We start from the raw sequence: 20,291 nt of genomic DNA on the forward strand, positions 1-20,291 counted from the left end.
CCGCCGGACGGCCCGCCCCTTCCGGGCGGGCCGCACCGCTGTCCGGACACCCGGTCGCGCCGAGGGGGACGGGCCCGCCGACGCTCGGGCGTCGGGCCCGGAGCCCACCGCGTCCGACGGGTCCCGCTCGTACCGTGACCGACTATGTGGACACCGCAACGAATATTCGTAAGCTGCGGCCATGACCCGAGCCGAGCTTCCCGCGACCGCCGCCCGTGCCACCACGGTCGGTTCCTCGCCCGTACGCGACATCCTCGCCCTGACCGCCCGCCCCGAGGTGATCTCCTTCGCGGGCGGCCTGCCCGCCCCGGAGCTGTTCGACAGCGAGGGCATACGGGCCGCCTACGCCGGTGTTCTGGCCGACGCCCCGGACCGGGTCCTCCAGTACTCGACGACCGAGGGCGACCCGGACCTGCGCGCGGCGGTGGCCGAGCGGATGACCGTGCGGGGGCTGCCGACCGGTGCCGACGACCTGATCGTCACGACGGGCTCGCAGCAGGCGCTGACCCTGCTCGCCATCGCCTTGCTCGAGCCCGGTGACGTGGTGCTGGTCGAGGACCCCTGCTACCTGGCCGCCCTCCAGTGCTTCGGGTTCGCCGGGGCGCGCGTGGTGCCGGTGCCGACCGACGAACAGGGGCTGGACCCCGAGGCGCTGGAGGAGATCGTGGTGCGCGAGCGGCCGAAGCTCCTCTACCTGGTGCCGACCTTCCAGAACCCCACCGGCCGCACGCTGCCCCTCGCGCGCCGGCGCGCGGTCGCCCAGGCCGCCGAGCGTCACGGTTTCTGGATCGTCGAGGACGACCCGTACGGCGAACTCCGCTACGACGGCGAGCCCGTGCCGTGGATCGCCTCCATACCCGCCGCGGCGGACCGCACCGTGCTGCTCGGCTCCTTCTCCAAGATCATGGCCCCCGGGCTGCGCCTCGGATACCTGCGGGCCCCGGCCGCTCTCCGCCGGGCCTGCGTGATCTCCAAGCAGTCCGCCGACCTCCACACCTCCACCGTCGACCAGGCCGCCGCCGCCCGGTACTTGCGCGACCGCGACCTCGACGCGCACGTCGCCGTCATCCGCGGCGCGTACCGGGAACGCCGCGACGCCCTCCTCGGGGGCCTCGGCGACGCGCTGCCCGCCGCGAGCCGCTGGAACCGCCCCGAGGGCGGCATGTTCGTCTGGGCGCGGCTCCCCGAGGGCCAAGACGCCACGGAACTGCTGCACCTCGCCGTCGGGAACGACGTCGCCTACGTCCCCGGTGCGCCGTTCTTCGCGGGCAAGCCCGACCCGGGAGCCCTGCGGCTCTCGTTCACCACGCACTCGCCGACGGAGATCCAGGAGGGTCTGCGGCGGCTGGCCGGAGTGTTCGCCCGGGCCTGACGCGCGGATCCGCGCCCCGATCCGGCCGGAGCACGGGCGCGGGAGGAACACAGAGCGGGGCCACCGGAGAACGGGACCACCGGACAGCCGGGACCACCGGAGAGTTGGGGCCGACTCTCCGCGATCAATATGATCCGCCGATGATCACAAGTAAACGACTGGCGGCCGCCCTGTGCGGCCTGCTGGTCACCCTGACGGGCGGGCTGTTCCCCGCGGTCGCCCGGGCCGACGCCGAACCGGCCGAGAAGCAGACCCCCAAGGTCGAACTGGTCCTCGACGTCAGCGGCTCCATGCGGGCCCGCGACATCGACGGCCAGTCCCGCATGGCCGCGGCCAAGCAGGCGTTCAACGAGGTGCTGGACGCGGTCCCGGCCGAGGTGAACCTCGGTATCCGCACCCTCGGCGCCAACTACCCGGGCAAGGACCGCAAGGAGGGCTGCAAGGACACCAAGCAGCTCTACCCGGTCGGCCCGTTGGACCGGACCGAGGCGAAGACGGCGGTGGCCACCCTCACCCCGACCGGCTGGACGCCCATCGGCCCCGCGCTGCTCGGCGCCGCCGACGACCTGGAAGGCGGCGACGCCACCCGTCGCATCGTCCTCATCACCGACGGCGAGGACACCTGCGCCCCGCTCGACCCGTGCGAGGTGGCCCGCGAGATCGCCGCCAAGGGCATCCACCTCACCATCGACACCCTCGGGCTCGTGCCCGACGCCAAGACCCGCGCCCAGCTGATCTGCATCGCCGAGGCCACGGGCGGCACCTACACCTCGGTGCAGCACACCGACGAACTCTCCGACCGGGTCGGCCAACTGGTCGACCGCGCGGCCGAGCCCACCCTCACGCCGGTCGCGACCCAGGGCGCCGACCGCTGCGAGAAGGCGCCCCTGCTGGAGCCCGGCCTCTACACCGACCGGGAGGCGTTCGCCGAACACCGCTGGTACCGGGTGGACGTCCTGCCCGGCCAGGAGCTGCGCGCCTCGGTGAGCATCGCCGCCGACCGCGCCGTCAACCCCGACTACGGCGTGCTGCTGCGCGCCTCGACCCTCCCCGGCCGGGAGATCGTCCGCGGCGAGGCCGCGGGGGACGGACGCACGGACGTCATCTCGACCGGGCTGCGCTATCCGAAGCCCGAGTCCGACGACGCGGACGCGGACTCGGACAAGCCCGCGGCCGAGACGGTCTGTCTGCGGGTCAGCAACTCCTTCTCCGCGCCCGCCTCGGTCAAGACCACGCCGGGCCTGCCCGTCGAGCTCAGCATCGCCGTCGTGGACGGACCCGACGAGGCGGGTGACGCCGCCTTCTTCGGGCTCGGACGCGGCTGGTGGCTGCTGGTCGTGCTCGTGCTCGCCGGTTTCGCGGCCGGACTGCTGTGGGGCTGGCTCTCGCGCTGGCGCGTCTCCGTGTGGAGGACCAACTGATGCGTACCGTACGGACCCTGACCGCAGCCGTCCTGCTCGCCGGGACCGCGCTCATGGGGCTTCCCGGGGTGTCGGTGGCGGAGACCGCCTCGCCCGGCCCGGCCCCCTCGAAGGGCGAGGAGGCGGCGCCGACCGAGGCGGGCACGTCGTTCCGGACGGCCACCGCCGTGCGCCCGGGGCAGCGCGCCACGGCGCAGGCGTCGACCGGTGACTACCTGTACTGGCAGTTCCCCGCCGACGCCGCTCAGCGCCCCACCGTCCGGGCGTCCGTGAAACTGCCCGAGTCGGCCACCGTCCGGGCGGCGTCCACCTGGCAGGTGGACGTGTACGACGGACTGCGCCGGCGCCAGGCATGCCGATTCGGCAGCCAGACCGCCACGGCGTCGGGCGCCGCCTCGGTCGAGCTGACCTGCCACCTGCGCACGGTCCGCGCCTGGGCGGAGCCGTGGTCCGGCGATCCGCTGCCCGGCGCGTACTACGTGCGCCTCACGGCGGTCCGCCTGGCCGCCACCGATGTGGGTCTGCCCTTCGAGGCGTCGCTGGACGTCAGCACCGCCGACGCGGGCGCCGCGGCGGCCGTGGACGGCCGCCTGTCCACGCCGTTGACGCAGGGCTCGTCGGCCACGGTCGAGCCCGAGGACGGCTGGTCCTCCGGCTGGTGGTCCACACGCTGGCTGTGGACCGCGGGCGGTGCCGCCCTGGCGGCGCTGGCGGGCATCTGGGGTTACTCGCTGACGCGCGGCAACGGGCGTCCCGCGGGTGTGCCGGGCGGCAGCTGACCACGCCGCACGCGGGCGGGGCCGCGGACGCCGACCGGCGTACGCGGCCCCCCTGGCCCTAGGCTCCCCGCGCCCCGGCCCCCCGCACCGGTCCCGGTCCGGGGCGCGCAGCGCGACACCGGACGGCGGCCTGTCCGGCACGGGCTCCCGCGCCCGCGCCGCGACCCGGGCGTCGGCGGGCACACCGGCGCGGGTGTCCAGGAAGGCGTCGGTCCTGCTCCTCCCGGGGCAGGCGACATACCGGTCCGGTGTGCTCGGGCGGCTCCGGCGCGGCGCGTGCGCGAGGTATTAGAATGACGGAATGGTCCGTACCCCTCTCACCCCCGAAGAGCGTGAACGCGGCGAACGCCTGGGCCGGTTGCTCCGGGAGGCTCGCGGTGCGCGCAGCATGGTCGAGATCGCGGCCGTCGCCGGGATCTCCGCCGAGACGCTGCGCAAGATCGAGACGGGCCGCGCCCCCACTCCGGCCTTCTTCACCGTCGCCGCACTGGCGGGCGTGCTGGAGCTGTCCATGGACGACCTGGCCGTCCACTGCGCCTTGACGCCCGTCTAGACATCCACGCCGTGTCCGGAAGGTCCCGCCCTGACCGCGACGCCCCGCACGCCCTCCCCCGTAGCCCTTCGGGCACGGGAGGTGCCCCCACGCCGCTTTGCCGTCGGTCGCCGCGCTCCGTCCGGGCGGGCCATCGGCGTCGCACCGCTGCCGCACCCGCTGTTCTCCCGCCGGCTCAGGCCGCCTCGTCGCGGGCCGACTCCTCCGCCTCCGCCAGCAGCGCGCGCGCCTTGGCCTCCGCCTCGTCGTAGCGGTCGGGAAAGGACGAACGCTGCACTGCCTGGGCCGTACGCCCCGGCGAAAGGTCCGGTGACCGCTGCTCGACGCGGACGGCCCGGGTGAAGAACCGCTTGGCGGCGTACGGCACCCGCATGATCTGCTCCGGCCTGCCCCAGCCCTGGCTCGGGCGCTGCTGGAAGACCCCGAGCGAGTCCTGGTCGCCGCAGTCCAGGTTGTTCATATGGGACTCCACCCAGCCCGCCTCGAAGGCGGCGAGCATCACCTTGCCGGAGACGCCGAGTTCACGGCCGACGGCGTAGACGGCTTTGATCACGTCCGGGTCGTGGTCCGGGGGGATGTGGCAGGGGGCCATGGGCGGTACTCCGTCCGTACGCGGGGGCCACAGGGGCTGGGTAGGACTACCCGGCACGACGGGTCGAGCCACCCGGATGTCGTGAGGTGGACAAGGGCCAGGACGTCACCGGCGCCCCTCGCCCGGTCCACCGGTCCACCGGCCCACCGGCCCACCGGCATGCCGGCCCCCGGGGACCCGGACGGTCCGGCGGCCGGAGGGCAGGGCCCCGGAGGGCAGGGCGCCGGAGCGCGGGCGGGAAGCGGGGGCGTACGGTCGTGAGCGTGATGAGCGAAGAGCTTCGACGCGCCCGGTACGTCAGTCTGACCACGTTCCGCAAGGACGGCACGGCGGTCGCCACACCGGTCTGGTTCGCGGTCGACGGCGACGAACTGTTCGTCTGGACGCGCGCCGACTCCTGGAAGGTCAAGCGGCTCCGCCGCGACAGCCGTGTCGTGGTCGCCGTCTGTGACGTGCGCGGCCGGGTCGCCGAGGGCACACCGAGGACACCGGGCACGGCGCGGCTGCTCGACGACCTGAAGGGCGTGCGCAAGCTGCTCTCCCGCAAGTACACCTGGCAGTTCTGGCTGGTCGACCTGCCCGCGACGCTGGTGCGGCGGGGCAAGCGGCCGCATGTCGCGATCGCCGTGGAGTTCTGAAGGAAAAGCTCCTGTAGCCGTGCCGTAACACGGTTGCGGTCGAATGCCTGCGGGCCGGGTTCCAGTCGACCGTGGGGCAGGGGCGTACATGGCGGTGCAGCAACACCCGTCCGCAATGGGGCTGTTCGCGAGTCACCTGCGGGAACTGGTGGCTCCGCTCGATCAGGACGGCGGGTGGTACGGGGTCTTCCGCCGGCGCGACCCCGGCGGCCTGCGGGCCTGCCTGGAGGGGGCGGAGATCCCGCCGTGGGACGTCGTGGAGGCGCTGCTCCAGGACCACGTCGCCCTGGGGTCCCCGCGGGGCGCGCCCGCCGAGGAGGCGCGCGCCCGGCGGCTGCACAGCGCGGCCGCCGCCGCGCACGACCGGCGCGCGGGCGGCCGTGAGGCGCTGCGGGACCGGCTGGAGCTGATGACACACGAGCAGGCCCGGGCCCACGAGCGGGGCGAACGGCTGATCGGCCTGTTGCGCGGCATGGCGGAGGACTCGCCGGAGGCGCGGCAACTCGCCGCCGACCTGGCCTGGCTGCGCGACGACCACGCCCGGGCGACGGCCCGGATCGCTGAGCTGCAAGCCCGGCTGGCGGCCCTGGCACCGGAGGGTCCTGCCTTGCCGGACGACTGGTTCCGGCCGCCCCCGCCCGCGGGGCCCGCGATGTCCCCGACCGCGCCCGTGCCTTCGGCGCCGACGCCCGGGGAGTCCCCGACCGGGCCGGCACGTTCCGTGCCGGCCGGCCCCCTCGGCCCCGACGCCGCGGTCACCCCTCCGGCGCACGCCCCGGAGCCCCGCCCCGCCCCCGCCGGGCCCCGGCCCCGGGGCAGTGGGTCCCTCGGAGCCGGAGCCGGCGCCCCGGCCAGGGGCGTCTTCGGCCGGGCCCGACGCGGCAGGGCCTCGGCGGCGGGACGCAGGCGGCCCCGGGGGGCGCGGTACGCCTGGCTCGACGTGGATGACGACGCCGATGACACCGGCGGGGCGGAGGCGACGCCGGGGTACGGGAGGGAGGTGACCGGCGCGGCCGGTGGCGCGGAGGAGCACGGGACCCGGCCGGACGGGGGCCCTCATGCCGCCTCCGCCCTGCCCGAGCTGCCCGTCACCGCGGCCGGCCCCCGGGGCGCCCGTTTCGGGGGCGGCGAGCGCCCCGCGCCCCGGGCGGAACCGGAACCGCCGGACCCGTTCGACGCGGACGACGCCCGAAGGGCCGCGCGGGATGCCGTGACGGCGCTGCTGGGACTGCGTACCGCGGGCCGCGGCGGCGAAGCGCACGCGCTGCTGTGCGAGGCCGCCCGGTGGCCGCCGTCGTGGCTGCCCCCGCTCGCCCTGGAGCTCCACCGCCAGGGCCTCGGCGCCGACTGGGCCACCCTCCTGTGGGAGGCCGCCTCGCTGCCTCCCGAGCGGCTCGCCGCCCTGGCGGACGCGCTCGCCCGGGGCGGCCGGGAGCAGGACGCCCACGGGCTGCTGCGCCAGGGCGTGGCCAGGCCCACCGAGGAGACCGCCGCAGCGGTGCTCGCGCTCGACACGGACGACCGGAACGCCCGTGCGCTGATCGAGGCGTTCGTGCGCAGCCGTACCGCCGAGGAGGCCGCCCGGCTCGCCGCCCACGCCCCCCACCGGCTGGTCCCGCCCCTGGTCGAGGCCGCCCGGGCGCTGTCACCGTCGCACGAGCGGAACCTCGTGCACGCCCTGCGGGTCGCCGGGTTACTGGGTGGCTGATTCGGTGACGCATTCCGACCGGTGTCGACCAGTCGGGTATGAAACATGATCGACTCTGGTGGTTGATGGCGGCGGTCTTGCTCAGGGATGTGACGAGGCTTACGTTCTCCTCCTACGTACTGAATCTACGTGCGTAGAGGCTCTCTGACGCCGTGCCGAAGGAGCAGCTCATGTCCCACATCGTGCGCGCCGCACTCGTCCAGGCGACCTGGACCGGCGACACCGAATCAATGATCGCCAAGCATGAGGAGCATGCCCGGGAGGCGGCCCGCCAGGGCGCCAAGGTCATCGGTTTCCAAGAGGTGTTCAACGCACCGTACTTCTGCCAGGTCCAGGAGCCCGAGCACTACCGCTGGGCCGAGCCGGTCCCCGACGGCCCGACGGTCCGCCGCATGCGGGACCTGGCCCGGGAGACCGGAATGGTGATCGTCGTACCGGTCTTCGAGGTCGAGGGCGCCGGCTTCTACTACAACACCGCCGCCGTGATCGACGCCGACGGCTCGTACCTCGGCAAGTACCGCAAGCACCACATCCCGCAGGTCAAGGGATTCTGGGAGAAGTACTACTTCAGGCCCGGCAACCTCGGCTGGCCCGTCTTCGACACCTCCGCCGGCAGGATCGGCGTCTACATCTGCTACGACCGCCACTTCCCCGAGGGGTGGCGCCAACTCGGCCTGGGCGGCGCGCAGCTGGTCTACAACCCCTCCGCCACCCACCGGGGCCTCTCCTCCCACCTGTGGCAGCTGGAACAGCCGGCCGCGGCCGTCGCCAACGAGTACTTCGTCGCCGCCATCAACCGCGTCGGGCAGGAGGAGTACGGCGACAACGACTTCTACGGCACGAGCTACTTCGTCGACCCTCGCGGCCAGTTCGTCGGTGAGCGGGCCTCCGACAAGGAGGAGGAACTGGTCGTCCGGGACCTCGACCTCGACCTGATCGACGAGGTGCGGCAGCAGTGGGCGTTCTACCGGGACCGCAGGCCCGACGCGTACGAGGGGCTGGTGAAGCCGTGAACAGCCTTCACGACCGGCACAGGGCGGTCATCCCGGACTGGGTCTCGCTCTACTACCGGAACCCGATCGAGATCACCCACGGCGAGGGCCGCCACGTCTGGGACGCCGGGGGCAAGCGCTATCTGGACTTCTTCGGCGGCATCCTCACCACCATGACCGCACACGCGCTGCCCGAGGTCACCAAGGCCGTCAGCGAGCAGGCCGGGCGGATCATCCACTCCTCGACGCTCTACCTCAACCGCCCGATGATCGAGCTCGCCGAGCGGGTCGCCCACCTCTCCGGCATCCCGGACGCCCGGGTCTTCTTCACCACCTCGGGCACGGAGGCGAACGACACCGCCCTGCTGCTGGCCACCGCGCACCGGCGGTCGAACCAGATCCTCGCGATGCGCAACAGCTACCACGGCCGGTCGTTCTCCACCGTGTCGATCACCGGCAACCGGGCCTGGACCCCCACCGGCCTCTCCCCGCTCCAGACGCTGTACGTGCACGGCGGCGTCCGGTCGCGGGGTCCCTTCGCCCACCTCTCGGACACCGAGTTCGTCCGGGCGTGCGTCGCCGACCTGGAGGACCTGCTCGGCCACACCGCCGACGTCGCCGCACTGATCGCCGAACCCATCCAGGGAGTCGGCGGCTTCACCTCCCCGCCCGACGGGCTGTACGCCGCGTTCCGGGAGGTGCTCGACCGGCACGGCATCCTGTGGATCAGCGACGAGGTGCAGACCGGCTGGGGCCGTACGGGTGAGCACTTCTGGGGGTGGCAGGCACACGCGGGCAGCGGCCCGCCGGACGTACTGACCTTCGCCAAGGGCATCGGCAACGGCATGTCCATCGGCGGTGTCGTGGCCCGCGCCGGGATCATGAACTCGCTGACGGCAAACTCGATCTCCACGTTCGGTGGCTCGCCGGTCACCATGGCGGCGGGTCTCGCCAACCTCTCGTACCTCCTGGAGCACGACCTCCAGGGCAACGCCCGGCGCGTGGGCGGTCTGCTCATCCAGCGGCTGCGCGCCATCGGGGCGGCCAGCCCGCTGGTACGCGAGGTGCGCGGCCGCGGTCTGATGATCGGCATCGAACTGGTGAAGCCCGGCACCGACGAGGCCGATCCGCAGGCGGCCGCCGCCGTCCTGGAGGCGGCCCGCGAAGCCGGACTGCTCATCGGCAAGGGCGGCGGCCACGACACCAGCGCCCTGCGCGTCGCCCCGCCGCTGTCGCTGACGGTGGCCGAGGCCGAAGAGGGCGCAGCCCTCCTGGAACAGGCCCTGCGCTCCGTCTGACGGCCCGGTCAGGCGTCGGAAGGGCATGGGGCACGGGGCCCGGCCGGCGCCCCGAGGCGTGGCCTGGGGCAGGTCCCCTCGGTGCGGGGCCCCGAGGGCCCGCCGGGCACGCCCGGCGGACCCCCGGCCGGAGGGCGATGGGCCCGTCCGCGGGGACGTCGGCCCCTGGCCCGCCGCGTCGTCGATCCCCCGGCCGCCGGTAGCCCCGCGGGCACGGGGGTACCCGTCCCGCCCTTCATCCGCGGCCGCGCACCGGGCCGGACCCCGCCCACCGACCCGACCGGACCCGCTCCACGAGGCACGCCCCCTACCAGCCCACTACCGCAAGGGGCCCAACCCATGAGCACCCGAACCCTGATCCGCGGCGGACTGGTCGTCACCGCCGCCGACGAGAACCACGCCGACGTGCTGATCGAGGACGGCCGGGTCGTCGCCCTCGCCGCGCACGGCACGTCCGTCGCCGAAGGCTGGACCGCCGACCGGACGATCGACGCGACCGGCAAGTACGTCGTCCCGGGCGGTGTCGACGCGCACACCCACATGGAACTGCCCTTCGGCGGGACCTTCGCGTCCGACGACTTCGAGAGCGGCACCCGGGCAGCCGCCTGGGGCGGCACCACCACCATCGTCGACTTCGCCGTCCAGTCGGTCGGTCACACGCTGCGCGAGGGCCTCGACGCCTGGCACGCCAAGGCCGACGGCCGGTGCTCCATCGACTACGCGTTCCACATGATCCTCTCCGACGTCAACGAGTCCTCGCTCAAGGAGATGGACCTGCTGATCGAGGAGGGGGTCACCTCCTTCAAGCTCTTCATGGCCTACCCCGGCGTCTTCTACAGCGACGACGGCCAGATCCTGCGCGCCATGCAGCGGTCCTCGGCGAACGGCGGACTGATCATGATGCACGCCGAGAACGGCATCGCGATCGACGTCCTCGTCGAGCAGGCCCTGGCGCGCGGCGAGACCGATCCGCGGTACCACGGTGAGGTCCGCAAGGCACTGCTGGAAGCGGAGGCGACGCACCGTGCCATCCAGCTCGCGCGGGTCGCGGGGGCGCCGCTGTACGTCGTGCACGTCTCCGCCGAGGAGGCCGTCGCCGAGCTCGCCACCGCCCGCCGTGCGGGCCTCAACGTCTTCGGCGAAACCTGCCCGCAGTACCTCTTCCTGTCCACGGACAACCTCGCCGAGCCGGACTTCGAAGGGGCCAAGTACGTGTGCAGTACGCCGCTCAGGCCGCGCGAGCACCAGGCGGCACTCTGGCGGGGTCTGCGTACCAACGATCTGCAAGTGGTCTCCACCGATCACTGCCCCTTCTGCTTCGTGGGGCAGAAGGAGCTCGGCCGGGGTGACTTCTCCAAGATCCCCAATGGCCTGCCGGGTGTGGAGAACCGCATGGACCTGCTCCACCAGGCGGTGCTCGACGGACACATCAGCCGCCGCCGCTGGATCGAGATCGCCTGCGCGACCCCGGCCCGGATGTTCGGCCTCTACCCGAAGAAGGGCACCCTCGCACCCGGCGCCGACGCCGACGTCGTCGTCTACGACCCGCACGCGGTCCAGACCCTGTCCGCCGAGACCCACCACATGAACGTCGACTACTCCGCATACGAGGGCCGGACCGTCACCGGACAGGTGGAGACCGTGCTGTCCCGCGGGGAGGTCGTCATCGACCGCCGGACCTACACGGGGCGGGCCGGGCACGGCGTCTACACCCCGCGTTCCACCTGCCAGTACCTGATCTGAGGAGTTCCGCATGGACTTCGGACTCGTCCTGCAGACCGATCCGCCGGCCTCGTCGGTCGTCGGTCTGATGAAGCGCGCGGAGCGCAACGGCTTCCGCTACGGCTGGACCTTCGACTCCGCCGTGCTCTGGCAGGAGCCCTTCGTCATCTACAGCCGGATCCTCGAACACACCAGCAAGCTCACGGTGGGCCCCATGGTCACCAACCCGGGGACCAGGACCTGGGAGGTCACCGCCTCCACCTTCGCCACGCTCAACGACATGTACGGCAACCGGACCGTGTGCGGCATCGGCCGGGGCGACTCCGCCATGCGCGTCGCGGGCCGCAAGCCCAACACTCTGGCGCGGCTCGGTGAGGCCATCGACGTCATCCGCGACCTGGCGGAGGGCCGCGAGGCCGTCATCGACGACAACCCGATCCGCCTGCCCTGGGTGAAGGGCGGGAAGCTGCCCGTCTGGATGGCCGCGTACGGGCCCAAGGCGCTCGCCCTGGCGGGGCGGAAGGCCGACGGGTTCATCCTTCAGCTCGCCGACCCGTTCCTCACCGAGTGGATGATCAAGGCGGTGCGCAAGGCGGCCGAGGAGGCCGGGCGTGACCCGTCCTCCGTGACGATCTGCGTCGCCGCGCCCGCCTACGTGGGGGACGACCTCGCGCACGCCCGTGATCAGTGCCGCTGGTTCGGCGGGATGGTCGGCAACCACGTCGCCGACCTGGTCGGCCGCTACGGCGAACACTCCGACATGGTTCCCGAGGCCCTGACCGCGTACATCAAGGACCGGCACGGTTACGACTACAGCCACCACGGCCGCGCCGACAACCCCGACACCGCCTTCGTCCCCGACGAGATCGTCGACCGGTTCTGCCTGCTGGGCCCGCCCGCCGCGCACATCGAGAAACTGAGGGCACTGCGGGAGCTGGGCGTCGACCAGTTCGCGGTGTACGACATGCACGACGCGAAGGAGGCCACGATCGACGCGTACGGCTCCGAGATCATCCCGGCGGTCAACGCCTAGCCTCCTCGCCGCACGCCGTACACCGCACGCCGTACGAGCACCGCCCGGGGCGCACGGCCGGGCGGTTTGCGGAGCGACGACGGTGGCCGACGGCCTATGCGGGAGCGGGTGTGCGCAGCGCCAGCATGGCGACGTCGTCGTCGTTGTCGCTGGGGCGGACCTGCTCCAGCAGGGCGTCGCAGAAGGAGTCCAGCGGGCGGTGGGCCAGGGAGGCCGCGTGCCGGCGCAGCCGGTCCAGTCCATGGTCGATGGAGTGGTGGGGCGACTCGACCAGGCCGTCGGTGTAGAGCAGAAGCGTGGCCCGGGGCGGCAGGACGGTGACGGCGTCGGGGCGCGGTCCGGTGACTCCGGTGCCGAGCAGGATGCCGTGGGCGTCGCTGAGGTAGCTGGCCTGGCCGTCGTGGCTGACCAGCAGCGGCGGAGGGTGCCCGGCGTTCGTCCAGCGCAGTCGCCACAGCCCGTCGTCGCCGAGGAGCAGCCGGCCGAGGACCATGGTCGCCATCGGGACCTCGGCTATGTTCCTGATGGCCTCGTCGAGCCGGGTGGTGGTGGTGCTGGGGGCGGCCTCCGGGCGGGACCACGCCAAGGCACGCAGCATGTTGCGCACCTGCGCCATGCCGGCTGCGGCGTCGAGGTCGTGCCCTACGACGTCACCGATGACCAGGGCGTGGGCGCTGTCCCCCAGAGCGAAGGCGTCGTACCAGTCGCCGCCGACGGAGGAGGCGTCCGGAGCGGGCACGTAGCGCGCCGTCATGACCACCCCGGGCACGGTGGGGAGTTGGGGCAGCAGGTGGCGCTGCATGGTTTCGGCGACTCTGCGCTGGCGCTGGTACAGGCGTGCGTTGTCCAGCGCCAGGCCCGCCCGGCGGGTGAGGTCCTCCAGCAGCGGCAGATCGGCGGCGGTGAAGGCCTCGTGGCGCCGGGAGCGGCCCAGGGTCAGGGCCCCGAGCACGTCGCGCAGGCCCCGGATGGGCGCGATGGCGGCGGAGTGCATGCCCGTCTCGGCGAACAGACGACGCTGCTCGACCGCGATGCCCGAATCGGGCGGGCCCTGGTAGGTGGCGGGGCCCGCCAGGGAGGTGGCGGCGCCGCGCAGAGCACGCGACAGGGGCATCGGGGACTCCTCCGGCACAGGAGGCATGGGGCCCTGCAGGTCATCGCGCTGGACCAGTAGTCCGTCCCTGTGCTCCACCACCAGGGCGCGTCGCACCTCGTCCTGTTCGGTGAGCAGATCGACGACCGCCCAGTCCGCCAGCCTGGGCACGGTCAGGGCCGCCAGCCGGTGCAGTGCCTGGTCCACGTCCAGGGTGGAGGTCAGCCGGGTGGTCGTCTCCGCCAGCAGGGCCAGGCGGTCCAGCTCCGGCATGGGTGCGGAGTTCTCCTCGTCGCCCTGACGAGGTGCCCCCTGCCGCGCTCCGTACAGCAACACGAGCGCGCCCGTCGCGCCCGGTCCGAGCGAGTACGGCGTGACCAGCCAGGACGACTCGACAAGTGTGCCGTCCCCGCGGACGAACCATTCCGCGTCACCGTGCGCGGCGTTCCCGGTGAGGAGTGCCTTCCGCATCCGGCAGCGCGTACGGGGCATGGCATGCCCGTGGCTGTCGCGGTGCAGCAGGTCGTGGGAATCGTGCCCGACGAGTTCCTTGGACTCTCTGCCCAGCATGCGCCGGGCCGCCTCGTTCACCGCGACGACGAGGCCGTCGTCGTCGACGACGACGGCAGGCGCTCCCATGTCCTCCAGCACGGTGTCGAGCGAGGAGCTGGACGCCCGGCCCCCGGTCACGGGGGCATCCTCCGTGCCGGCATCGGCGACCGCCATGTCCCTCCTCGGCTCAGGTGCAGAACTGCCGACTACCCCGGTCGGGCCCATGACATGCCACCCACCTGTGCACGGGGAGGTGTCGCGTTCTCCGGGGAGCCGCTGTCGCCCGCGACCGGGGAGACGGTGCCGGGACCAGGGGTGCGGCGGTGGTGACGGCCGGGCTTGTACGGTCCGGGTCGTCCGCCCGCCGGGAGCCCTCCTTACGACGCAGACCTGGTCGAGCGTTTCCGGACGGCCGCCGTCGTGGAGGTGACGCCGGCCCGGCCCGCGGCGGCGGGGGTTTCTCCGCCGACGGTCCGGGGCGCGTCACCGGCTTCCGGTCACACGTCCCAGGTGACCGGGAGGCTCTTCACCCCGTGGATGTCCGCGGTCTCCGGGCGCAGGGCGACTTCCTCGGCCGGTACGGCAAGGCGCAGCGTCGGGAAGCGCTTGAACAGTGCCGGGAACGCGACCCGCATCTCCACACGGGCCAGCTGCTGGCCCAGGCACTGGTGGATGCCGTGGCCGAAGGCGAGGTGCCCGCCCTCCTGCCTCCGGAGGTCGAGTACGTGGGGGTCGGTGAAACGCTCGGGGTCCCGGTCGGCGGTGTTGTACGACAGGACGACCGTCGTCCCGGCCTCGATGAGCCGGCCACCGACCTCGACGTCCACCAGCGCCGTCCTCATGAACGACTTGGCGACGGTGAGATACCGCAGCAGTTCCTCCACGGCCCGATCGGTGAGATCGGGTTCGGCGCGCAGGGCGGCCAGTTGCTCCGGGTGCTGCAGCAGCGCGAAGGTTCCCAGCGCCAGCATGTTCGCCGTGGTGTCGAGCCCGGCCGCCAGCAGGATCAGGCTGATCCCCTTGAGCTCCTCGTCGGTCAGGTCGCTGCCGGTGAGTTCGCTGAGGACGTCGTCGGTGGGGTGCGCGCGCTTGGCGGCCACCAGTCCCGCCAGGTAGTCCTGGGTCGCGGTGTAGGCCGCGATCAGCTCCTCGTCGCTTGTCTCCCCGCCCATGAACGCGTCGATCTGCTCCTGGAAGGAGCCCCGGTCCTCGTACGGCACCCCCAGCAGCTCACAGATGACGATGGTCGGGATGGGCTTGGCGAACGCGGTCACCAGGTCCGCCGACGGCCCCGCCTCTTCCATGGCGTCCAGGCACTCGGCGGTGATCTGCTCGACGCGCTCGGTGAGCAGCCGCATCCGGCGCACGGTGAACCTCCCCACCAGCGGCTTCCGGTATCGCCCGTGCTGTGGCTCGTCCATGAGCAGGAACTCGCCGGGCGGCGCCGGAGGGAGCTCGAAGTCGACCACGTCGAGCAGCTCCTTGCGGGAGCTGAATCGTGAGTCGGCCAGCACCGACCTGACCAGGTCGTATCCCGTGATCAGCCAGCCGGGCCGCCCGCCGGGGTGGGTGTAGCGGCTGATGGGGCCGTGCCGGCGGGCGTCGATCAGCTCCGCCGGCGGGTCGAAGGGGCACCCGGGACGACGCGTGGCCGGCAGCGTCGTGACGGTGTGGAGGGACTCGCTCATGGCCATTCCTCATCTCGCGATGGTGCGCGTTTTACGCAACCCGAAAGCTACGTTGCATTCACGATATCGTCAAAGAGTGGAATGTGGTTTTCCCAGGTAGATGCCGGTAAATTGATGCAATGACGGTGAGGTCGAAAGCAATGGATCGTTGCAATGAAGAGAAGCGAAGGCAATGCCGTCCGACAAGCCGGGAGGCTGACCGACGCCATGTGGGGCGCCGGTGAAGCGCGGCCGTGCCCGCCGATGGGCTCTCGCGGCATCGCCGGACGGCTCGACCGACGGGCCTCGCGATCGGTCGGGGCATCGACGGAAAGGCGGAAGAGGGGCGAGGCGGAAGAGGGGCCCTTGCACCGGTCCTGGAGTGTTCCACCACCTCCGACCGCGCAGGAAGCGGCCGTGACCTGCCGGGCTTCGCCGTTCGGGGCAGCTGCCGTCCCCTTGGGCGCGCCCCGGCCGGCAGCCGCCGGCAAGTGACGTCGGTCGGCCAGGTGACGCGCGCTCGACGGTGAGGCAGGAGGCGATCACGGCCGTCGCTGCCGTCAGGAGCGGGACGCCGGCCGGCCTGACCCGGCGCAGCCGGGCGCGGGTCGTCGGAAGTGACGAGGCCGACGATCACCACGGCGACGGACCCGAACAAGAGGGAGGCCCTCGGTCAGTGGCTCCCCTGGGCCGCGGCGTCGCACCCGAGCGCCGATCGGATGGTGACGCGGCATCACCTGGCGGCCCCGTCGCGCCGAGAACCGGCGACGGCTGCACGGGCGGGCTGACGTTGCCACCGGCCGTCGGTGCCACCCGCCGCCCCCACCCGCCGGCCATGGCGGGGCGAACCGGCTGACACGTTCCCTACTCTCCAGTACGCTCCGTTCGAAGCGTGAACCCGAAGCGACGGGGAGCCGCCATGTGCAGTGACACGATGCCCGGACTCGCCGACCGGGCAAGGTCGTTGGCCGAAGGCCAGGTGTCCTCGGCGGCCCTGGTCCGGGAGTCGCTCGACCGGATCGAGGCCAGCCGGACGACCCTGAACGCCTTTCGGTGCGTACGCGCCGAGGCGGCACTCGAAGAGGCGGAGGACGCCGATCGCAGACTCGCCGCGGGGGAGCGACTGCCGCTCCTCGGCGTACCCGTGGCGGTCAAGGACGACACCGACGTGGCCGGACTGCCCACCGCCTTCGGCTGCGACGGCGATCTCCCGCCCGCCACGGCCGACGGCGAGGCGGTCCGCAGACTGCGCGCGGCCGGCGCGATCGTCGTCGGCAAGACCAACTCCTGCGAGCTGGGACAGTGGCCCTTCACCGAGGGCCCGGCCTTCGGCGCCACCCGCAACCCGTGGAACACCGACCACACACCGGGCGGCTCGTCCGGTGGATCGGCCGTCGCCGTCGCCGCCGGGCTGGTGCCCGCGGCCCTCGGCTCCGACGGGGCCGGGTCCATCCGCATCCCCGCGGCCTGGACCCACCTCGTCGGCATCAAGCCCCAGCGGGGCCGGGTCTCCCTCCACCCGTACAACGACTGCTTCGAGGGCCTCACCGTCAACGGCCCCCTGGCCCGTACCGTCGCCGACGCCGCCCTGCTGCTCGACGCGGTCACCGGAGCGCACCCCGGGGAGCGCTACCACCCGCCCGCCATCGACGCCTCCGCCGCCGCCCGCCGCGAACCCGGCCGTCTGCGCGTCGCACTGGCCTGGCGTTCCGCCTTCACCGCCACCAGCAATCCGCTGGACCCCGACATCCGCAAGGCCGTCACCGGCATCGCGGACGCCCTCGCCCGCCTCGGCCACACCGTCGAGGAGGCCAGGCCCCGCTACGGCCTCATCGGGCTGAGCTTCCTGCCCCGGGCCACCGCCGGCATCGCCGCCTACGCCGACCGGCACCCCGACCCCCGCGTGCTGGACCCGCGCACCCGTGGCGCCGCCCGCACCGGCCACCGCCTCGGCGGCCGTGCCCTGCGCGCGGCCCGGGCCCGCGAAGCCCACCAGCACCGCAGGATCGGCGCCCTCTTCGAGACGTACGACGTCGTCCTCGCGCCCACCACGGCGGCGCCGCCGCCCCGCATCGGCACGTTCGACGACATGCCCGCCTGGCGCACCGACGTCACCATGGCGGCGGCCTGCCCGTACGCCTGGCCCTGGAACGTCCTGGGCTGGCCCGCCGTGAACGTCCCCGCGGGACTCACCGCCGGCGGCCTCCCGGTCGGCGCCCAGCTCCTGGGCCCGGAAGGGGGCGAGGAGCTGCTCATCTCGCTGGCCGCCCAGCTGGAGGACGACCGGAAGTGGTACGAACGCCGCCCGGGCAGCGCCCCCGTCGCGACCGGCTGAGACAGGGCAGGGGCCGCACACGCGCCCGGCGGGGCTACGAGGCCGTGTCCGGGAAGTCTCGCCTTGACCACGACGCCTGGCACCGTGCCTCGCCGCGTTGTCGCCGGTCGCCGACGTCCCCCATGGCCCTCCGGTCGCGGGGGTACCCCCACCGCGTCGCTCCCTCCTCCGCCGTGCGATCGCACGCACCGGACGCCGCAGCCCCCGCCCTCCGGGCGGACGCCGATGCCTTCCGGACACCCCCTACGGCACCCGGGCCGTCCACTGCGGCGAGCCGAACTTCGTCCGCGCCAGCTCACGCGCGCGAGCCATCTCCCCCTCCGACACCGCGCCCCCGGACAGCCCGTACCGCTCGCGGAACGAGCCGATCATCCGCTCGATGACCGTCGCGCGCGGCAGTCCGGTCTGCCGGCGCAGCGGATCCACCCGCTTCTTCGCGCTTCTGGTCCCCTTGTCGGAGAGCTTCTCGCGGCCGATCCGCAGCACCTCGGTCATCTTCTCGGCGTCGATGTCGTACGCCATGGTCACGTGGTGCAGCACGGCGCCGTCCCCGCCCACCACGCGCTTCTGCGCCGCCCCCGCGATCTTGCCCGCCTCGGTGGCGATGTCGTTGAGCGGCTGGTACCAGGCCTTGACGCCCATGTCGCCGAGCGCCCCGAGCACCCAGTCGTCCAGATAGGCGTAGCTGTCCGTGAAGGAGAGGCCCTGCACCAGTGCGTCGGGCACGGAGAGCGAGTAGGTGATGGTGTTGCCCGGCTCGATGAACATCGCGCCGCCCCCGCTGATGCGGCGTACGACGGTGATGCCGTGCCGCTGTGCGGCCTCCTGGTCGACCTCGTTGCTCAAGGACTGGAAGCTGCCGATCACCACGGCCGGGGCGCCCCACTCCCACACCCGCAGCGTCGGCGGGCGCCGCCCGGCCGCCACCTCGGCGGTCAGCACCTCGTCGAGCGCCATGTGCAGTTCGGGCGACTGCGGTTCGTCGTGCACGAGCTGCCAGTCGTAGTCGGTCCAGTCGGTGGCGTGTGCCAGGGCGCGCCGCACGGCGACCCCGATGCCCTCCGTGGTCAGCCCGTACATCTCGGTCCCCGGCGGCAGCGCCGCGTCGATCCTGGCCGCGAGCCCGGACGCCCCCGTGTCGGCCGGTGCCCCCTCCAGCGCCTGGTTGATGGCGTGCAGTGCCTCGTCGGGCTCCAGGAAGAAGTCCCCCGCGACCCGCACGCGCCGCAGGACGCCGTCCTCCATGTCCAGATCGACCACGACCAGCTTGCCGCCGGGAACCTTGTACTCACCGTGCACGATGGCTTCTCCGTCTTCTGCCGCTCTTCTGACCCGCCGGTTTCCGACCGGACGGGCCGTCTTGTCAGCCTATGCCTGGATCAAGGCCCCCAGCCGGGGACGGGGCGTCAGGGCGGGGCGTCGGAGCGCATCGGCCACCGACGCTCCCGCCCACGACGCAAACCTCCGGGGAACGCGGGGTGACGCGGGGGGAGGCTGAGGGCGCCCGACGATGTCAGTGGACTGTGATTGGCTGGACACATGATCGATGACTTTCTTGACGGTTCCCTGTCCGAGGTCGAGGAGGCGGTGCGCAAGGCGGCCGCCGTCGAGGTCATGCCGCGCTGGCGGCAGCTGGCCACCCACGAGATCGTCGAGAAGACCGGCCCGCACGATCTGGTGACGGTCGCCGACCGGGCCGCCGAGGCCCATCTCACCGCCTCGCTCACGGCGCTGCTGCCGGGCTCGGTGGTGGTCGGCGAGGAGGCGGTGCACGCGGACCCGGCGGTGTACGACGCGCTGCACGGCGAGGCGCCGGTGTGGATCGTCGACCCCGTCGACGGGACCTGGCACTTCGCGCACGGCGACCCCGGCTTCTGCACGCTCGTCGCACTCGCCCTGCGCGGCGAGGTGCTGGCGTCCTGGACGTTCGCCCCCGCGCGGGAGGAGATGGCCGTCGCGGTCCGGGGCAAGGGCGCCCGGCTCAACGGCGCACCGATACGGGCGGGTTCGCCCCGGCCGGGCGAGGCGCTGAGGGTCGCGACGTCCCACCCCGACTACACGACCCCGGACCAGAAGCGGGCCCTGCTGGGCCTCGACACCGAGGGCGTCCAGGCCCGCCCGTGCGGCTCGGCGGGTCTGGAGTACCTGGCGGTCGCCCGGGGCGAGCTGGACGCGGTCGCCTTCTCCTGGGAGTACGCCTGGGACCACGCGGCAGGCCTCCTGCTGGTCACCGAGGCCGGCGGCGCCCACACCACCCTCGCCGGCTCGCCCTTCCGTGTCACCGGGGGCAACGCCCTGCCGTTCACGGCCGCCCGTGACGCGGCGACGGCCGCCCGCATACGCACCCTGCTCCGGGCCCGGTAGGGGGCCCTGCCCTCGCCGCTCCCTCCGGCCGTCCCCTCGGGCCGCGCGCGGGGAGCGGGGGAGCGGCGGCAGCCCGGAGGACCGCCGGCCGGGGAGACGGGGGCAACACCGCGAACCGGAAAGACGGGGAAGACCGCGAACCGGGAAGACCGCGAACCGGGAAGACGACGAA

General features: G+C 73.2%; 16 protein-coding genes. 12 read left to right on the top strand and 4 right to left on the bottom strand.

From position 1 onward, the window contains the following. Positions 1–181: 181 nt before the first annotated feature. From PUR26_RS15665 to PUR26_RS15680, 4 genes are all read left to right on the top strand, one after another. Complete coding sequence (locus tag PUR26_RS15665) at positions 182–1,372, top strand: aminotransferase-like domain-containing protein (protein ID WP_329872977.1); 1,191 nt, start codon at positions 182–184, stop codon at positions 1,370–1,372. 140 nt (positions 1,373–1,512) lie between these two features. Next, positions 1,513–2,793: a VWA domain-containing protein gene (locus PUR26_RS15670; protein ID WP_329872978.1), complete on the top strand. Its 1,281-nt coding sequence runs from the start codon at positions 1,513–1,515 to the stop codon at positions 2,791–2,793. After that, positions 2,793–3,572: a hypothetical protein gene (locus tag PUR26_RS15675; protein ID WP_329872979.1), complete on the top strand. Its 780-nt coding sequence runs from the start codon at positions 2,793–2,795 to the stop codon at positions 3,570–3,572. The genes PUR26_RS15670 and PUR26_RS15675 overlap by 1 nt, the downstream gene beginning before the upstream one ends. Positions 3,573–3,873: 301 nt before the next feature. Then, entirely contained in the window at positions 3,874–4,125 is a 252-nt protein-coding gene (locus PUR26_RS15680; RefSeq protein WP_329872980.1) for a helix-turn-helix domain-containing protein, read from the top strand. A gap of 175 nt (positions 4,126–4,300) precedes the next feature. On the opposite strand, the gene PUR26_RS15685 is transcribed toward PUR26_RS15680, so the two are convergent. Then, positions 4,301–4,717 carry a hypothetical protein gene (locus PUR26_RS15685; RefSeq protein WP_329872981.1) on the bottom strand — a complete coding sequence of 139 codons (417 nt, stop codon included), beginning with the start codon at positions 4,715–4,717 and terminating at the stop codon, positions 4,301–4,303. A gap of 266 nt (positions 4,718–4,983) precedes the next feature. Here PUR26_RS15685 and PUR26_RS15690 point away from each other — a divergent pair, with 266 nt between their 5' ends. The 6 genes from PUR26_RS15690 (at position 4,984) to PUR26_RS15715 (ending at position 12,108) form a co-directional block, all read left to right on the top strand. After that, entirely contained in the window at positions 4,984–5,355 is a 372-nt protein-coding gene (locus tag PUR26_RS15690; RefSeq protein ID WP_443077084.1) for a PPOX class F420-dependent oxidoreductase, read from the top strand. An 88-nt stretch (positions 5,356–5,443) separates the two neighbouring features. After that, positions 5,444–7,063: a hypothetical protein gene (locus tag PUR26_RS15695; protein ID WP_329872983.1), complete on the top strand. Its 1,620-nt coding sequence runs from the start codon at positions 5,444–5,446 to the stop codon at positions 7,061–7,063. A gap of 170 nt (positions 7,064–7,233) precedes the next feature. Further along, on the top strand, positions 7,234–8,076 hold the full coding sequence (locus PUR26_RS15700) for a nitrilase-related carbon-nitrogen hydrolase (protein ID WP_329872984.1): 843 nt from the start codon (positions 7,234–7,236) through the stop codon (positions 8,074–8,076). Then, complete coding sequence (locus PUR26_RS15705; protein WP_329872985.1) at positions 8,073–9,353, top strand: aspartate aminotransferase family protein; 1,281 nt, start codon at positions 8,073–8,075, stop codon at positions 9,351–9,353. The genes PUR26_RS15700 and PUR26_RS15705 overlap by 4 nt, the downstream gene beginning before the upstream one ends. Positions 9,354–9,692: 339 nt before the next feature. Next, positions 9,693–11,096 carry a dihydropyrimidinase gene (hydA, locus tag PUR26_RS15710; protein WP_329872986.1) on the top strand — a complete coding sequence of 468 codons (1,404 nt, stop codon included), beginning with the start codon at positions 9,693–9,695 and terminating at the stop codon, positions 11,094–11,096. Between the two features lie 10 nt (positions 11,097–11,106). Beyond that, positions 11,107–12,108, top strand: a complete 1,002-nt coding sequence (locus PUR26_RS15715; protein ID WP_329872987.1) for a TIGR03842 family LLM class F420-dependent oxidoreductase — start codon at positions 11,107–11,109, stop codon at positions 12,106–12,108. A 94-nt stretch (positions 12,109–12,202) separates the two neighbouring features. Here PUR26_RS15715 and PUR26_RS15720 read toward each other — a convergent pair whose 3' ends face one another. Next, the gene (locus PUR26_RS15720) at positions 12,203–13,927 is read right to left on the bottom strand and encodes a SpoIIE family protein phosphatase (protein ID WP_329872988.1); all 1,725 of its coding nucleotides are present in this window, start codon (positions 13,925–13,927) and stop codon (positions 12,203–12,205) included. A gap of 323 nt (positions 13,928–14,250) precedes the next feature. Beyond that, the gene (locus PUR26_RS15725) at positions 14,251–15,441 is read right to left on the bottom strand and encodes a cytochrome P450 (RefSeq protein WP_329872989.1); all 1,191 of its coding nucleotides are present in this window, start codon (positions 15,439–15,441) and stop codon (positions 14,251–14,253) included. Positions 15,442–16,339: 898 nt separating this feature from the next. Between PUR26_RS15725 and PUR26_RS15730 the strand changes: the two genes are divergently transcribed. Then, complete coding sequence (locus PUR26_RS15730; protein WP_329872990.1) at positions 16,340–17,755, top strand: amidase; 1,416 nt, start codon at positions 16,340–16,342, stop codon at positions 17,753–17,755. Between the two features lie 243 nt (positions 17,756–17,998). Here PUR26_RS15730 and PUR26_RS15735 read toward each other — a convergent pair whose 3' ends face one another. Continuing rightward, complete coding sequence (locus PUR26_RS15735; protein WP_329872991.1) at positions 17,999–19,054, bottom strand: lipoate--protein ligase family protein; 1,056 nt, start codon at positions 19,052–19,054, stop codon at positions 17,999–18,001. A 240-nt stretch (positions 19,055–19,294) separates the two neighbouring features. Between PUR26_RS15735 and PUR26_RS15740 the strand changes: the two genes are divergently transcribed. After that, complete coding sequence (locus tag PUR26_RS15740) at positions 19,295–20,119, top strand: inositol monophosphatase family protein (RefSeq protein WP_329872992.1); 825 nt, start codon at positions 19,295–19,297, stop codon at positions 20,117–20,119. The last annotated feature ends 172 nt before the right edge of the window (positions 20,120–20,291 follow it).

The organism is Streptomyces sp. SP18CS02 (assembly GCF_036322365.1).
GTDB lineage: Bacteria > Actinomycetota > Actinomycetes > Streptomycetales > Streptomycetaceae > Streptomyces.

What these genes read in the sequence shown, in the direction of transcription:
- PUR26_RS15665 (WP_329872977.1), top strand. Translation starts at nt 182, where the DNA reads ATGACCCGAGCCGAGCTTCCCGCGACCGCCGCCCGTGCCACCACGGTC.
- PUR26_RS15670 (WP_329872978.1), top strand. Translation starts at nt 1,513, where the DNA reads ATGATCACAAGTAAACGACTGGCGGCCGCCCTGTGCGGCCTGCTGGTC.
- PUR26_RS15675 (WP_329872979.1), top strand. Translation starts at nt 2,793, where the DNA reads ATGCGTACCGTACGGACCCTGACCGCAGCCGTCCTGCTCGCCGGGACC.
- PUR26_RS15680 (WP_329872980.1), top strand. Translation starts at nt 3,874, where the DNA reads ATGGTCCGTACCCCTCTCACCCCCGAAGAGCGTGAACGCGGCGAACGC.
- PUR26_RS15685 (WP_329872981.1), bottom strand. Translation starts at nt 4,717, where the DNA reads ATGGCCCCCTGCCACATCCCCCCGGACCACGACCCGGACGTGATCAAA.
- PUR26_RS15690 (WP_443077084.1), top strand. Translation starts at nt 4,984, where the DNA reads ATGAGCGAAGAGCTTCGACGCGCCCGGTACGTCAGTCTGACCACGTTC.
- PUR26_RS15695 (WP_329872983.1), top strand. Translation starts at nt 5,444, where the DNA reads ATGGCGGTGCAGCAACACCCGTCCGCAATGGGGCTGTTCGCGAGTCAC.
- PUR26_RS15700 (WP_329872984.1), top strand. Translation starts at nt 7,234, where the DNA reads ATGTCCCACATCGTGCGCGCCGCACTCGTCCAGGCGACCTGGACCGGC.
- hydA (WP_329872986.1), top strand. Translation starts at nt 9,693, where the DNA reads ATGAGCACCCGAACCCTGATCCGCGGCGGACTGGTCGTCACCGCCGCC.
- PUR26_RS15715 (WP_329872987.1), top strand. Translation starts at nt 11,107, where the DNA reads ATGGACTTCGGACTCGTCCTGCAGACCGATCCGCCGGCCTCGTCGGTC.
- PUR26_RS15720 (WP_329872988.1), bottom strand. Translation starts at nt 13,927, where the DNA reads ATGGCGGTCGCCGATGCCGGCACGGAGGATGCCCCCGTGACCGGGGGC.
- PUR26_RS15725 (WP_329872989.1), bottom strand. Translation starts at nt 15,441, where the DNA reads ATGAGCGAGTCCCTCCACACCGTCACGACGCTGCCGGCCACGCGTCGT.
- PUR26_RS15730 (WP_329872990.1), top strand. Translation starts at nt 16,340, where the DNA reads ATGTGCAGTGACACGATGCCCGGACTCGCCGACCGGGCAAGGTCGTTG.
- PUR26_RS15740 (WP_329872992.1), top strand. Translation starts at nt 19,295, where the DNA reads ATGATCGATGACTTTCTTGACGGTTCCCTGTCCGAGGTCGAGGAGGCG.